This window comes from Sphingomonas sp. CFBP 13720 (assembly GCF_014842075.1).
Lineage (GTDB): Bacteria > Pseudomonadota > Alphaproteobacteria > Sphingomonadales > Sphingomonadaceae > Sphingomonas.
In genome coordinates this window covers 853,484-866,649 of record NZ_JACYVA010000001.1, presented here as the reverse complement: position 1 = coordinate 866,649, position 13,166 = coordinate 853,484, and the positions used below count along the sequence as shown (strand labels likewise).

At 66.4% G+C, this 13,166-nt stretch carries 16 protein-coding genes; 11 read left to right on the top strand and 5 right to left on the bottom strand.

The features are described 5' to 3' along the window. The first annotated feature begins 11 nt into the window (after window positions 1-11). The 4 genes from IFT55_RS04175 to IFT55_RS04160 all read left to right on the top strand — a co-directional run bounded on the left by IFT55_RS04175 (window position 12) and on the right by IFT55_RS04160 (window position 2,737). Window positions 12-1,517, top strand: coding sequence for an efflux transporter outer membrane subunit (locus tag IFT55_RS04175; RefSeq protein WP_249403549.1), 1,506 nt, complete (start codon window positions 12-14; stop codon window positions 1,515-1,517). Between the two features lie 68 nt (window positions 1,518-1,585). Then, window positions 1,586-1,852 (top strand): hypothetical protein, encoded by a 267-nt coding sequence (locus IFT55_RS04170; protein ID WP_249403548.1) that lies wholly within the window; start codon window positions 1,586-1,588, stop codon window positions 1,850-1,852. A 167-nt stretch (window positions 1,853-2,019) separates the two neighbouring features. Beyond that, complete coding sequence (locus IFT55_RS04165) at window positions 2,020-2,232, top strand: hypothetical protein (protein WP_192089313.1); 213 nt, start codon at window positions 2,020-2,022, stop codon at window positions 2,230-2,232. Between the two features lie 94 nt (window positions 2,233-2,326). Next, complete coding sequence (locus IFT55_RS04160; RefSeq protein WP_192089312.1) at window positions 2,327-2,737, top strand: DUF2147 domain-containing protein; 411 nt, start codon at window positions 2,327-2,329, stop codon at window positions 2,735-2,737. 87 nt (window positions 2,738-2,824) lie between these two features. On the opposite strand, the gene IFT55_RS04155 is transcribed toward IFT55_RS04160, so the two are convergent. The 3 genes from IFT55_RS04155 to IFT55_RS04145 form a co-directional block, all read right to left on the bottom strand. Then, entirely contained in the window at window positions 2,825-3,421 is a 597-nt protein-coding gene (locus IFT55_RS04155) for a hypothetical protein (RefSeq protein ID WP_192089310.1), read from the bottom strand. Window positions 3,422-3,510: 89 nt separating this feature from the next. Then, window positions 3,511-4,329, bottom strand: coding sequence for a ferredoxin--NADP reductase (locus tag IFT55_RS04150; RefSeq protein WP_192089309.1), 819 nt, complete (start codon window positions 4,327-4,329; stop codon window positions 3,511-3,513). A gap of 9 nt (window positions 4,330-4,338) precedes the next feature. Beyond that, window positions 4,339-4,767, bottom strand: coding sequence for a hypothetical protein (locus IFT55_RS04145; RefSeq protein ID WP_192089307.1), 429 nt, complete (start codon window positions 4,765-4,767; stop codon window positions 4,339-4,341). 480 nt (window positions 4,768-5,247) lie between these two features. Here IFT55_RS04145 and IFT55_RS04140 point away from each other — a divergent pair, with 480 nt between their 5' ends. The 7 genes from IFT55_RS04140 (at window position 5,248) to IFT55_RS04110 (ending at window position 11,253) form a co-directional block, all read left to right on the top strand. Beyond that, window positions 5,248-5,592, top strand: coding sequence for an ArsC family reductase (locus IFT55_RS04140; protein ID WP_192089306.1), 345 nt, complete (start codon window positions 5,248-5,250; stop codon window positions 5,590-5,592). A 77-nt stretch (window positions 5,593-5,669) separates the two neighbouring features. After that, complete coding sequence (locus IFT55_RS04135; protein WP_192089304.1) at window positions 5,670-6,116, top strand: hypothetical protein; 447 nt, start codon at window positions 5,670-5,672, stop codon at window positions 6,114-6,116. Window positions 6,117-6,161: 45 nt separating this feature from the next. Continuing rightward, window positions 6,162-7,022 carry a 3-methyl-2-oxobutanoate hydroxymethyltransferase gene (gene panB / locus IFT55_RS04130; RefSeq protein ID WP_192089302.1) on the top strand — a complete coding sequence of 287 codons (861 nt, stop codon included), beginning with the start codon at window positions 6,162-6,164 and terminating at the stop codon, window positions 7,020-7,022. A gap of 79 nt (window positions 7,023-7,101) precedes the next feature. Next, a complete protein-coding gene (locus IFT55_RS04125; protein WP_192089301.1) occupies window positions 7,102-7,812 on the top strand; it encodes a tetratricopeptide repeat protein in 711 nt (236 codons plus the stop codon). 26 nt (window positions 7,813-7,838) lie between these two features. Continuing rightward, entirely contained in the window at window positions 7,839-9,170 is a 1,332-nt protein-coding gene (locus IFT55_RS04120; protein ID WP_192089299.1) for an outer membrane protein assembly factor BamB family protein, read from the top strand. A 521-nt stretch (window positions 9,171-9,691) separates the two neighbouring features. Next, entirely contained in the window at window positions 9,692-11,059 is a 1,368-nt protein-coding gene (der, locus tag IFT55_RS04115) for a ribosome biogenesis GTPase Der (RefSeq protein WP_192089297.1), read from the top strand. Next, window positions 11,056-11,253 (top strand): sulfurtransferase TusA family protein, encoded by a 198-nt coding sequence (locus IFT55_RS04110; RefSeq protein ID WP_342029226.1) that lies wholly within the window; start codon window positions 11,056-11,058, stop codon window positions 11,251-11,253. The genes der and IFT55_RS04110 overlap by 4 nt, the downstream gene beginning before the upstream one ends. 4 nt (window positions 11,254-11,257) lie before the next feature. Here IFT55_RS04110 and IFT55_RS04105 read toward each other — a convergent pair whose 3' ends face one another. Further along, window positions 11,258-12,028, bottom strand: coding sequence for a glycosyltransferase family 2 protein (locus IFT55_RS04105; RefSeq protein WP_192089295.1), 771 nt, complete (start codon window positions 12,026-12,028; stop codon window positions 11,258-11,260). Continuing rightward, window positions 12,025-13,080 carry a glycosyltransferase gene (locus tag IFT55_RS04100; RefSeq protein ID WP_192089293.1) on the bottom strand — a complete coding sequence of 352 codons (1,056 nt, stop codon included), beginning with the start codon at window positions 13,078-13,080 and terminating at the stop codon, window positions 12,025-12,027. The genes IFT55_RS04105 and IFT55_RS04100 overlap by 4 nt, the downstream gene beginning before the upstream one ends. Window positions 13,081-13,166 lie beyond the last annotated feature (86 nt).

The window sequence follows — 13,166 nt, the reverse complement described above, 5'->3', positions numbered from 1 at the left end:
GCAGGAATCCGATGACCGTGCGTACCATCCTCCTCCTCGCCGCGACGACGGCGCTGGCGGGATGCAACCTCGCGCCCGCCAACGTTCGCCCCGAAGGCGCGATCCCGCTGACCCTGCCGCAGGGCGGTGCCTATCCGCCGCTCGGGCCGGAACAGGTCGATGTTACCCGCATCGGGTATCGCGATTTCTTCGTCGATCCCCGGTTGCAGGCGGTGATATCGACCGCGCTGGAAAACAACCGCGACCTGCGCGTCACCGCCGCCAACGTCCTCGAGGCGCGGGCGCAGTACCGGGTGACGCGCGCCGACCGGGTGCCGACGACGTCGGTCAATGGCGGCCTGATCTATACCAACAACCCGTTCGGCGCGGCGGGCGGTGCGGCCGGCGGCGCGGCGGGGGGCGCAGGTGGTGCGACCGGCGGCACCGGCGGCGGTGCCGGGGCCGGTGGTGTCGGCGGCGGCGCCGCAGCCACGACATCCGCGGGCAATCTGGAAATCTATCAGGCATCGGTCGGCTTCTCGGCGTTCGAACTCGATCTGTTCGGTCGGGTCCGCAACCTGTCGCAGGCGGCGCTCCAGCAATATTTCGCGACCGAAGAGGCCCAACGCGCCGCGCGGATCGCGCTGGTCGGTGAAATCGCGACGGCGTGGCTGACGCTGGCGGCGGATCAGGACCTGCTGCGCATTTCGCGCGATACGTTGGGCAGCTTCGGGCGCTCGCTCGAACTGACCCGCGCGCAATTCCGTGTCGGCGTGATCTCCGAACTGGAAGTGCAGCAGGCGGAGACGAACTATCAGCAGGCGCGCAACGACATTGCCGCGCTGACGGCGCAGATCGCGCAGGATCAGAATGCGGTCAATCTGCTGGCCGGCACCACCGTGCCGATCGAGCAACTGCCGACGACGGGACTGGGCACCGCCGATCCGGTGCTGTCGGACCTGCCGACCGGGGTCCAGTCGACCGTGCTGCTGCGCCGTCCCGACGTGTTGCAGTCCGAACGTCGGCTGTTCGCCGCCAACGCCAATATCGGCGCGGCGCGCGCGGCGATGTTCCCGACCATCTCGCTGACCGCGACGCTGGGAACGATCAGCACCGCGCTGGGCGGACTGTTCGGGGCGGGGACCGACAATTTCTCGATCGGCCCGGCCGTCGCGCTGCCGCTGTTCGACGGCGGACGCCGGCAGGCGAATGTCGAGGTTGCCCGTGCGCAGCAACTGGCGGCGGTCGCGACCTATGAGGATACGCTCCAGACCGCGTTCCGCGAGGTCGCCGACGCGTTGGCGACGCGCGGCACGATCGGCGAACAGCTTGCGGCGCAGACGGCGCGTGCCCGTGCCGCGGAAACGGCCGCGCGCCTGTCCGACGCACGGTATCGCGCCGGAGTCGACTCGTTCCTGACCACGCTGGATGCCCAGCGGACCAGCTATGCCGCGCGGCAGACGCTGGTCCAGACGCGGCTGACGCGGGCGACGAACCTCGTCACGCTGTATCGTACGCTGGGCGGGGGGCTGAACTGACCGCCGTGCGGCTTGCATCGATTGCGCAAAGGGATATCCTCTCCGTATAAGCATAATGGAGAGGACCGATGGGTAACATGGAACCGCTCGACCTGACGGGCAACGAGAAGAGCCTCGTCATCCTGCAAAGCCTGCTGTGCCTGCTGCGCGAAAAGAACCTGCTGTCGCGTGCCGATATCGAAGATCTAGCGGACAAGGTCGCCGCCCGCGCGGCGGATCAGGCGCATGATCCGATGCCGTGCCCGAACAATGCCGCGCTTGCCGCCAAGTCCGAAATGGACCGGATCGGCAGCTATATCGGGACGCGCTACGGCGGGAAGCATCGGCGGGTCTGACCGGTCTGTCCGCGTCGGCATCGGTGCCGCGCGGACACGTCCGGTGGTGTCATCATAGCGTCGGAATTATCGGCCACAGGCATCCCTGGCGCGCATCGCGCGTTCATGCTCTGTCCGGTTTTACCGGGTGGCATCACAGCGGGCGGTAGCGCCCTTTAGGGGTTGACGTGTCCTCGAACCTGCCGGACGAACAGTCCTATTTCGTACGCCGTGCTGAACAGCAGCTCGAACTGGCGCAACAGGCCGACCATGAACAGGTCGTCCACGCGCACTACGAACTGGCGAACCTGTATCTCGACAAAGCCTATGCCGATGGCGAGCAGCCGGACGAGACACCGGATGACGCTGGGGAGCAGGCGGCACCGGGTTACGGTCATTGACCTGCGACGGTACGCCTGCGTCGCATCGAACCGCTATCGCGCCCGGTCCTGCGTCCTGTAGCATGTCACGACGATCACAGGCGGAACCTCACCGATGAAGATAGTTGCGGCGTTTGCGCTGACGTTGCTCGCGGCTTCCCCTGCATGGAGTGCGGAACCGATCACCGGACGCTGGATCACGCAGGATCGTGCGGCGGTGATCGAGATCGCACGTTGCGGACCGGCGCTGTGCGGCCGGATCGCACGCGTGCTGATCGCCAAGCCTGGCACGCCGACCACCGACATCTCCAATCCCGATGCGTCGCTGCGCCAGCGTCCGATCGCGGGGCTACCGATTCTCACCGCGTTCACTGACCAGGGCAGCGACTGGCGCGGCCGCATCTACGATCCGCGTCGTGGCAAGACCTACAAGTCGATCGTCAGCCGCCAGCCCGACGGCACACTGAAGGTGCAGGGGTGCATCGCCGTGTTCTGCCAGACGCAGGTGTGGCGGCGGGCAGGGTAGTGAAGCATAGGCGATGCCGACGGGAGGATCATGACCGTCGATATACGTCGGACGGGGGTCGGACGGATAATCGGCTGTTCGGAACCGTCATGCGGTTGCCGTTTTGGGGATCAGGTCCCGAACCGGTTGCGACGATGAGTCCCTCGGCTCGTGGTCCAGCGTCCGGTCGGGTGGAATGAGTCTTTTCCGATCCGCATACGCACACCAGAGCGGCCAGATCGCTTCCACGGCGGCAAGGCCGGCCGGAGTCGCGACAAGCTGATATGCCTGTTCTTTCGCGCTCCGATACGCCGGGTCATCTGCGGGCGTCACGACCACCGGCGCGTGGCCGAACTGGTCGGCGGTAACGTCGATTACGAAGTTTTCCGCTTCGACCCATGCATGGCTGACCCGGCCATCGACGGTCAGCAGGCCATGGCAAGCGTGGGCGTTGCCCATCCGCGCATGGCGCGGTCGTCCGCTGCGCAGCGTCGCGGGAATGCCGTCACGATCGAACGCCCGGGCAAGCAGCATGCTCGATCGCACGCAGGTCCATTGGGATGGCGTGACCGGATCGGGCGGACCCCATGCCTGATGCCAGCATTGCCAATGAGGAAGCAGGAACGCCCGGACGGTCGTCGCGGCGGCGAACAGCGTTACACGAACCTTCGCCCGCTCGGTAGCTGGCGGATCATCCACTGCCATTCCCTGCCGCTCCGGCTCTGCGTCGACGACCGGGTACAACGCCCGGCAGTCCCGAACCCCGGCTCCGGCAAAGGGGCCGGGGTTCGGCGTCATCCCACGAAAGCGCGTTCGATCACGTAATCGCCCGGCTTGGCGTTCGAACCTTCCTCGAACCCCTGCGCTTCCAGCATGGCGGAGAAGTCGCGGATCATCTCGGTCGATCCGCACAGCATGATGCGGTCGGTTTCGGGGTCGAACGCCTGTGCGCCGCCGATGCGCGACGAAAAGAGCGTGCCGTTGTCGACCAGCGCGTCGATGCGGCCGGTGGTGTGGAACGGCTCGCGCGTCACGGTGGGGACATAGGTGAACTGCGCTGCCGCCTGATCCTCGACCAGCGGATCGCCGGCAAGGTTGGCCTCCAGCGTGGTGCGGAACGCGAGGTCGCTGACGCGACGTACCGAATGGACCACGACGATCGCCGAATACATCTCGTACACGTCGGGATCGCGGATCAGGCTGAGGAACGGCGCAAGGCCGGTGCCGGTCGACAGCATGAACAGCCGCGTGCCGGGCTTCAGCGCATCGGTGACCAGCGTGCCGGTCGGCTTCTTGCCGAGGAACAGCTCGTCGCCCGGCACGATCTGTTGCAGCTTCGACGTCAGCGGCCCGTCGGGCACCTTGATCGACAGAAATTCCAGTTCCTCGGCATAGGCCGGGCTGGCGATCGAATAGGCGCGCAACAGCGGTTTGCCGTTTTCGCCGGGCAGGCCGATCATCACGAATTCGCCCGACCGGAACCGGAAGCTGGGCGGACGGGTGATGGTGAAGCTGAACAGATGTTCGTTCCAGTGACGCACCGAACGCACACGCTCTACGGTCAGGGCGTTGGTGGGTTCGAGGCCGTGGACGACGGCGGTGCGATCGCTCATTCGATATCCTTACGTCTTGACGCTGGTGCCCGGTGGCAGCCCGACATGGCCGAGCATCGCCGCCGTCCGGGCCAGCGCGCAGAAAGTGGGTGCGATCGCCGCATCGGCGACCAGCAGCGAAAGCGTGGTCCGCGCCTTTGCATCGCGTCCCGTTACGAGATCGCGGGCCAAGGTCAAGAGAACCGATTCATCGTCGGTCACAAGCCCGCATTTACAATTGATCTGGATCGGTACGCGCGCATGGTTCGATAGGTGCTCCATCCACAGGTCGAAATCGTCGAGCGCGTCGAGCGCGCCCGCTTGTGCGAAGCGTGCCGCCAGCAGGCTGGCAGGGCATTGGCATGCCGTCCGCGCTGCGACCCATAGCCGGATCGCATCGACCAGAAATCGGTCGCCGGGGCCGAGCGCATCAAGCGGCCGGTCGATCAGATCGTACATCGGAAAGCCTCGCTATTGAAACTCATTCTCAAGTTCTATCGTGAGGTTTTGGGAGCGTCAATGGCGTTCGGTCGATATCGCGACACGGTTGGACCGACGCCGGTGAACCGACTTTCCGGTTCGTTCGCCGATAGATGCGGCCGCGACCCTGCCGACGAGTGCGGACCGACGCTGGACCGTCGGTTCGACATGCACGGGCACTGCGAAGCCGCCGTCTGCATTGAAGGTTCCCGACGACACGCGCCTCCGGGAGCGGCCAGATCGACTCTGAAGGCTTGGAACGACGTCTACGGAACGCGCAGGAGCACCAACGCCATCGAACGCCCTTCGACCGTCGTCGGATCGGCCGTTCCAGCCGTCCCGTTCGCGACAGGTATCCGACTTCCGCGACGTGCAAACTACGCCGCTCGCCACGGATGACGGCAGCGTCGCGCCGAGCTAACGATCCCGTCCCCGCGACGCGACGAAGGACCGATCCGCATGACGACCCTGTACGGCATCCGCAATTGCGACACGGTGCGCAAGGCGCGGGCGTGGCTCGACGCGCATGGCGTCGCCTATCGTTTCCACGACTACAAGACTGCCGGCATCGACGCGGTGACGCTGAACGGCTGGATCGATGCGCTGGGTTGGGAAGCGCTGCTCAACCGCAGCGGAACGACCTTTCGTACACTGCCCGACGATCAGCGCGCGGACCTTGACCGGGATCGTGCCGCCGCATTGATGCTCGCCCAGCCGTCGATGATCCGCCGCCCGGTACTGGTCGATGCCGACGGGTTCGAAATCGGATTCAAAACCGAACGCTACACTGCGCGTTTCGGTTAATATGGATATAAGAAACGATTGCCAGCCGATCCCGTCCGCCATTACGCTCCAGTAACGAGTCGACCCCGGGGAGCCGCATGCCACCAACCTTTGCCCGCACCCGAACCCCGCCGCCATGGTTCCGGGCGATCGGCGTGCTGTTTCTGGTGTGGGGGATGGCCGGGGTCTATGCGTTCTATTCGCATGCCACGCTGGGACCGGCCGGGCTCGCGGCGTTGCCGGACTATGATCGCCGTTTCTGGCTGGCGCGTCCCGGCTGGTTCGACTGGGTCTATGCCGCCGCAACATGGGGCGGATTGCTCGGCTCGGCGCTGATGCTTGCCGGACGACGGTGGAGCGCGGTCCTGTTCGGCGTGTCGTTGATGGCGGTGGCGGTGCAGTTCGGCTGGGTGTTCGCCGCGACCGATCTGATCGCGGCAAAGGGGGCGTTGGCGACCGTGCCGTTCCCGCTGGTGATCTTCATTATCGCGCTGCTGCAACTGGCGATCGCTCGGCGCGGCGTTGGGCGTCACTGGCTGCGCTGAACCCCGGCGTTGCCGTTCGCGTGGCCCCGGCCTAAACCGTCGCGCATGTCCACGACCTTCACGATCGACACCGCCACCAGCCGCGCGACGCCGACCCCGGCACCCATGAAGCGCCTGACCATTCCCGCGATCCGTGCGGCGAAGGGCGGGACGCCGCTGGTCATGCTCACCGCCTATACCGTGCGGATGGCGCAACTGCTCGACCCGCATTGCGACATGCTGCTGGTCGGAGACAGCCTGGGCCAGGTGATCTATGGCCTGCCGTCGACCGTGCCGGTCACGCTCGACATGATGGCCGCCCACGGTGCGGCGGTGGTGCGGGGCAGCTACCATGCGGTAGTGGTGATCGACATGCCGTTCGGCAGCTATGAAGCGAGCCCGGCACAAGCGTTCGAAAGCGCGGCGATGCTGATGAAGGCGACCGGCGCGGCGGCGGTAAAGCTGGAAGGCGGCACCGCGATGGCGGAAACGGTCGCATTCCTGTCGGCGCGCGGTATTCCCGTGATGGGCCATGTCGGTCTGACGCCACAGGCGGTGAACCAGCTTGGCGGCTATGGCGCGCGGGGACGGACGCCGGAGGAAGCGGCGAAGATCGTGGCGGATGCCACCGCCATCGCCGATGCGGGCGCGTTTTCGATCGTGATCGAAGGCGTGGTCGAACCGATCGCGATCGACATCACCCGCGCCGTCGCCTGTCCCACGATCGGGATCGGCGCGTCGGCGCAATGCGACGGACAGGTGCTGGTGGCGGAAGACATGCTGGGCATGTTCGAACGCACCGCGCGCTTCGTGAAGCGGTTCGACGACCTGTCCGGCCATATTTCCGGCGCGGTGGCGACCTATGCCGACGATGTGCGGTCGCGCGCCTTTCCCGGCGCGGAACAGCTCTATCCGCCACGGCCCTGACCGGCCGTACCATTCGCTTCCGTTTCGCGCGCCATCCGGCTAAAGGAGCGCGCTTGCCCAACCCCGTGGAGCCGACCCCTTGGCGCTGACCCCGCAGAATAACGACGCCTTCCTGCGCGAAGTGGACGACGAACTCCGTCGTGAGAAGGTGAGCGATATCGGCCGCCGCTATGGCCTGTGGATCATCGGCGCGGTCATCGCCGCGCTGGTCGCGTTCGGCGCATGGACGTTCTGGCAACACCGCCAGACGCAACAGGCGGGCGAACAGGGCGAGCAGCTTGCCACCGCGCTCGACGATATCGCCGCCGGCCGTGCGGCGCAGGCCGATGCCGCCGTGGCGAAATTGACGACGTCGGATCGCGACGCGGTGCGGGCCACCGCTTTGTTGACGCAGGCCGACATGCTGTTGTCGCGCAAGGATCTGAAGGGTGCGGCCGCCGCATTCGCAAAGGTCGCCGCCGACGAATCGCTGGCGCAGCCGTTCCGCGATCTCGCACTGGTCCGGCAGACGTCGGTCGAATATGATTCGCTGCAGCCGCAACAGGTCATCGACCGGCTGCGCGGTCTGGCGGACAAGGGCAGCCCGTGGCTGGGCAGCGCGGGCGAGATGGTCGCGGTCGCCTATATCCGCCAGAACAAGCTGCCGGAGGCCGGACGCCTTTATGGCCTGATCGCACAGACCGAAGGCGTGCCCCAAAGCCTGCGCGGGCGGGCGGTGCAGATGGCCGGATCGCTGGGCGTCGACGCCGTCGACCAGTCCGGCCCGGCCAACCAGACCGCGGCCCAGTAACTCTCGCTACCGGAAGTATCGTTCCCATGAAGACGCATCTGAAACTTTCGGCGGCATTCGCTGCGATGGCGCTGTTGAGCGGCTGCGGCATCTTCAAGGGCGGTGGCCCGTCGAAGACGCCGGTGGTCGGACAGCGCGTGTCGATCCTCGCGTCCGAAGATCTGGCGATCGCCGATCCCACGCTGGCCGAAGTGCAGGTGGTGCTGCCGATCGCGACGACCAACGGCGACTGGAACCAGCCGGGCGGCAACGCATCCAAATCCATGGGGCATCTGGCGATCGGCGATACGCTGACCCAGGCATGGTCGGTACGGATCGCGGGCGGCAACACGCGCACGCGGCTTGCCGCGGCGCCGGTCGTGGCGGGCGGGCGGTTGTATGTTATCGACGTCGACGGCGTCGTCACCGCGATGGCGGCCGATACCGGTGCGACCGTGTGGACCGCGCCGACCGTCAAGGGGAAAGAGAACCAGCCGGCACGCTTCGGTGGCGGGGTCAGCGTCGATGGAGCGCGCGCGTTCGCCACCAACGGGCTGGGCGATGTCGTCGCGTTCAACGTGGCTGACGGCACCGAAATCTGGCGGGTGAAGCCGGGCGGTCCGCTGCGCGGTGCGCCGACCGTCGAGGAAGGCCAGTTGTACGTCGTGAGCCAGGACAACCAGATGTTCGCGCTCAGCCAGGCCGATGGCCGCGTGGTGTGGACCCAGTCGGGCAGTCTCGAATCGCAGGGCGTGTTCGGCGTCGCCGCGCCCGCGCTGGCACAGGGGACGGTCGTCGCCGGTTTCTCCTCGGGCGAACTCAACGCCTATCGGTATGAAAACGGCCGTTCGGTGTGGGCCGACAGCCTGTCACGCACGTCGGCATCCACGTCGGTGTCCGCGCTGGCTGATATCGATGCCGAACCGGTGATCGACAATGGCCGCGTCTATGCCGTGGGGCAGGGTGGACGCATGGTTGCGCTCGAACTGACTTCGGGCCAGCGGCTGTGGGAACAGAATCTGGCGGGCATCACCACGCCATGGGTCGCGGGCGAATGGATCTTCGTCGTCACCGACGACGCGCGCCTGCTGTGCATTTCGCGCGGCAGCGGCAAGCTGCGCTGGGTTCAGCAACTGCCCGGTTTCCGCAACATGAAGAAGAAGCGCAACCCGATCGGCTGGGTCGGTCCGGTGCTTGCGGGCAACCGCCTGCTGCTCGCTAACTCGCTCGGCGAACTGGTTTCCGCATCCACCACCGACGGCAGCATCACCTCGACCGTCGATACCCGGTCGAAGGGCGGCTACACCCTCTCGCCGGTCGTCGCGAACGGGATGCTGTACCTGCTCGACGATGCCGGAACGCTGACCGCCTGGAAGTGACGGGGCGGGGGCGGCGATCCATGCCGCTCCCGGTTCTTTCCCGGTCGCTTCGAAGCGTGATTATGTAAGGTGTGACCGCTTATCCTGAGTGCCATTGAGCTTGTCGAAATGGCGTATCGAAGGACTGCCGCGGATGCTTCGATAATGACCGGGTGAACCATGCCCCGCATGGTTCAGGATCGTCCGGGGGACGATCCGACCCGATCATCCTTCGACTTCGCTCAGTCGCTACTCAGCACGAACGGGTGCACCTGAACTCATCATGCTATAGAGGAGCGTCGCCGCACGCGATGTCCATCGCCTGTTGCGTTTTTCCAACCAGCGCATCTTGCGCGCCTGTCGAAACTGCTTCCGGTCATCTTCGCCGGAGTCGTAATAGCGAGTATCCGCGTCGGCCACGACGATGCGCGATCGGGTCGATAACAGGCCAGTAATGTCACAAATTCCGGTTTGCGCCAAAACTCGACCGGACGCCCATTTACCCGTACAGGACGGGCAACCACCGTTCCCCAGGAAATTACATGCCTCTCCCCGTCGTCGCGATCATCGGCCGCCCCAATGTCGGCAAGTCGACGCTGTTCAACCGCCTTGTCGGCAAGCGGCTGGCGTTGGTCGACGACCAGCCCGGCGTGACGCGTGACCGGCGCGAGGGCGACGCGCATCTGCTCGGACTCGACTTCACCATCGTCGACACCGCCGGGTTCGAGGAAGACGACGCCGCCACGCTGCCCGGCCGGATGCGGATGCAGACGCAGGCAGCGGTCGAAATGGCCGATGTCGCGCTGTTCATGATCGATGCACGCGCGGGCATCACGCCGCTGGACGAGGAAATCGCCCGCTGGCTGCGCTCGGCCGACGGCACCGTCATCCTCGTCGCCAACAAGGCGGAAGGTCGCGCTGGCGAAAACGGCGTGCTCGAATCGCTCGCGCTGGGCTTCGGCGATCCGGTGCAGATGTCCGCCGAACATGGCGAAGGCGTCGCCGACCTGTTCGACGCGCTGCGTCCGTTCGTGGAACGCGAACCGGAGCCGGTCGAGGACGAAGAGGAGTACGACCCCGAGAACGCGGTCCTCAAGCTGGCGATCGTCGGCCGACCGAACGCGGGCAAATCGACGCTCATCAATCGCTTCCTCGGGCAGGACCGGCTCATCACCGGGCCGGAAGCGGGTATCACGCGCGATTCGATCGCGGTCGACTGGCAATGGACCGATGCAGAGGGCCGCGTTCGCGACGTCCGGCTGATCGACACCGCCGGCATGCGCAAAAAGGCGCGGGTGCAGGAAAAGCTGGAAAAGCTGTCGGTCGCCGACGCGCTGCACGCGATCGATTTCGCTGAGGTCGTCGTGCTCCTTCTGGACGGAACGCGCGGGCTGGAGCTTCAGGACATCAAGATCGCCGACCGCGTGTTGCAGGAAGGCCGCGCGCTGGTGATCGCGCTGAACAAATGGGACATCGCCGAACATGCGTCGTCGCTGTTCAACGGGGTCAAGGGCGCGCTGGACGAAGGGCTGGCACAGGCCAAGGGTGTGCCGCTGCTCACCGTGTCGGGCGCGACCGGCAAGGGGCTGGACGTGCTGATCCAGGCGGCGTTCGAATCGCGCGAGGCATGGAGCCGTCGCGTGTCGACCGGCCAGCTCAACCGGTGGTTCGAACGCGCGCTGGAAGCCAATCCGCCGCCCGCGCCCGGCGGCAAGCGCGTCAAGATGCGCTACATCACGCAGAACAAGACCCGTCCGCCCAGCTTCGTCCTGTTCGGCACGCGCGTCGACGACCTGCCCGAAAGCTACAAGCGCTATCTGGTCAACGGCCTGCGCAAGGAATTCGGGTTCGGTGCGGTGCCGGTGCGGATCAACATGCGCGCGCCCAAGAACCCTTTCCACACCAAGTGATCCGCATCGACGCGCGCGGGATGCGGTGCCCATGGCCCGCCATTCGTCTCGCGCGCGCGCTGCGCGATCATGCCGGGCCGGTCGAGATCGCGGCGGACGATCCACGCGCGCCGGCCGAACTGGCCAGCGCGGCAGCGGCGATCGGCGCGGGGTTGCAGGTCGTGAGCGACGGGCTGTTCCGCGTCGATCGGTAGCCGGCTAGCCCTTCGTTTCCCAAGGTTGATCGCGCAGGTTGAGATGCGTGATGCCCCGCGCTTTCAGCCGGGGGCCGAGGAAACGGTAGAAATACCAGTCCTTCAGCGCGAACGGCGTCGCGTGGTACAGCAGCCGTTCGGCCAGCGTCCACCGCACTCGCCGTCGGTCGGTCCGCCGAGGCGACGGGATCGCCCAGAAATTACGCGGATAGACGACCCGTCCCAGCTTCGCGACGCGTTGGATGATCTCATGGTCGAGCAGGACATAGGGCCAGTGCGCCTCCGAAAAGCCGCCTGCCGCGACCAGCGCCGCCGTGCGGAACGTCTGGCCATAGCCGCCGGTATGCGTCTGTTTCGATAGCAGTCGCGTCACGCCGTCCGAATAGAGCCGCCGTCGCAGTGGTTGAGTCGATTGGTCCACGCCCAGCGCCATGACCGCGACGATGCCGGGATCAGCATCGAACGCATGCGTTGCTTCGGTCATGTAATGCGGCGGATAGAAGGTGTCGGCGTCGCCGAACGCGACCAGCTCGGTGGTCAGATGTGCCATCGCCGTCTCCAGCGCATGGATCTTGCCCGGACGCGCTTCGTGCAGCAGCACGGTTTCGATACCGGGCGCGGCAAAGGCGGCGGCGATATCGGGCGAAGCGTCGGTCGATCCGTTGTCGATCAGGATCAACCGCATCGGCTCACGCTGCGCCGCCAGCGCTGCCAGCGTCGCGGGCAGGAAATCAGCCTCGTTGTAATAGGCGATGACGAACGTCCAACGGTTCATTGGGCAAGCGCCATCAACAAATCGCACGCCACCGCCGACGAGCGCGGCCCGTGCGTCGCGACCGCATGCGCGCGCGCAGCCACGCCCATCGCCGCCAGCCGCGGGGGTTGGTTCAGCAGATCGGCGACGCGCGCGCGATAATCGCGATCGCGCAGCAACAGGCCGCAATCGGGTGGAATCACATCGGTCCCGATCCGGTCGTCGAACGCCGCGACCGGCAGTCCGCACGCCATCGCTTCGGGAATGGCACGCGGGAAATAATCGCGGCGGCCGGCATGCAGGAACATCCGCGCCTGCGTCAGCATCGCCGGAACCTCCGCATTGGGGACATGGCCCAGCCAGTCGACCTGCGGATAGCGTCGTCGCAGTTCCGCCGCCTGCGGTCCGTCACCGATTACCGCCACCCGGTGCCGATCCGCGAGGGCCGCAATCTCGACGAAGCGCTTGTACGGCGTAAGGCGGCTGGTCGCGATCACGTCCCACCGGGGCGGGGCGGGGCGGGGGGCGAAGCGATCGGTATCAATCGTCTTGGGCAGTCGCTGCATCCGCGCCGCTGGAACCGGCCGCCGCCAGAACCGCGGAAACGGGTGGGCAAGCGCCTGTTCCTGCACGGTCGTTTCAGGGAAGACGAAGGCCGCGTGGGATACGATCCGGCTCCAGTAATCGCCACCGATGATGACCGCGAACCGCCGCCTGTCGGGACGCAACACCCGGTCGAATAGGTCATACCCCGCGCCGCCGTTGCTGCCGACCAGCACGAACAGATCGGTCGGGTCGGCCCGCGCGGCGGCGATCATCGTCTCGCTGGTCTGCCGACGCGTAGGTATCGCTGGATCAGTGGGTGCGAACAGACGGATTGGATAGGGCGCGATCCCCGGAAGTGCCGAGACGGTGTCGATCGGCGTCCGTGCCAGCCCCCATAATTCGACATCGACGCCGCGTTCGGCGAGGATGCCGGGCATCCGCCGGTCGCGATTGTCCCAACGCAGCCATTCCGCCAGATCGGCGACGCCATGATGTGTGGGATAGGTGAGGACGAACCGGATGCGCATCGCGAAGCCGGGCTACCAGCGGCGGCGACCGGACGCTACCCGGTTGTCGCACGCGGCCCGAGTTGTCGCCGCGCGCGTCCCCCGCT

Excerpts from the sequence above, each read along its gene's own strand:
- IFT55_RS04175 (WP_249403549.1), top strand. The coding sequence starts at position 12 with ATGACCGTGCGTACCATCCTCCTCCTCGCCGCGACGACGGCGCTGGCG.
- IFT55_RS04170 (WP_249403548.1), top strand. The coding sequence starts at position 1,586 with ATGGGTAACATGGAACCGCTCGACCTGACGGGCAACGAGAAGAGCCTC.
- IFT55_RS04160 (WP_192089312.1), top strand. The coding sequence starts at position 2,327 with ATGAAGATAGTTGCGGCGTTTGCGCTGACGTTGCTCGCGGCTTCCCCT.
- IFT55_RS04155 (WP_192089310.1), bottom strand. The coding sequence starts at position 3,421 with ATGGCAGTGGATGATCCGCCAGCTACCGAGCGGGCGAAGGTTCGTGTA.
- IFT55_RS04150 (WP_192089309.1), bottom strand. The coding sequence starts at position 4,329 with ATGAGCGATCGCACCGCCGTCGTCCACGGCCTCGAACCCACCAACGCC.
- IFT55_RS04145 (WP_192089307.1), bottom strand. The coding sequence starts at position 4,767 with ATGTACGATCTGATCGACCGGCCGCTTGATGCGCTCGGCCCCGGCGAC.
- IFT55_RS04140 (WP_192089306.1), top strand. The coding sequence starts at position 5,248 with ATGACGACCCTGTACGGCATCCGCAATTGCGACACGGTGCGCAAGGCG.
- IFT55_RS04135 (WP_192089304.1), top strand. The coding sequence starts at position 5,670 with ATGCCACCAACCTTTGCCCGCACCCGAACCCCGCCGCCATGGTTCCGG.
- panB (WP_192089302.1), top strand. The coding sequence starts at position 6,162 with ATGTCCACGACCTTCACGATCGACACCGCCACCAGCCGCGCGACGCCG.
- IFT55_RS04120 (WP_192089299.1), top strand. The coding sequence starts at position 7,839 with ATGAAGACGCATCTGAAACTTTCGGCGGCATTCGCTGCGATGGCGCTG.
- der (WP_192089297.1), top strand. The coding sequence starts at position 9,692 with ATGCCTCTCCCCGTCGTCGCGATCATCGGCCGCCCCAATGTCGGCAAG.
- IFT55_RS04105 (WP_192089295.1), bottom strand. The coding sequence starts at position 12,028 with ATGAACCGTTGGACGTTCGTCATCGCCTATTACAACGAGGCTGATTTC.
- IFT55_RS04100 (WP_192089293.1), bottom strand. The coding sequence starts at position 13,080 with ATGCGCATCCGGTTCGTCCTCACCTATCCCACACATCATGGCGTCGCC.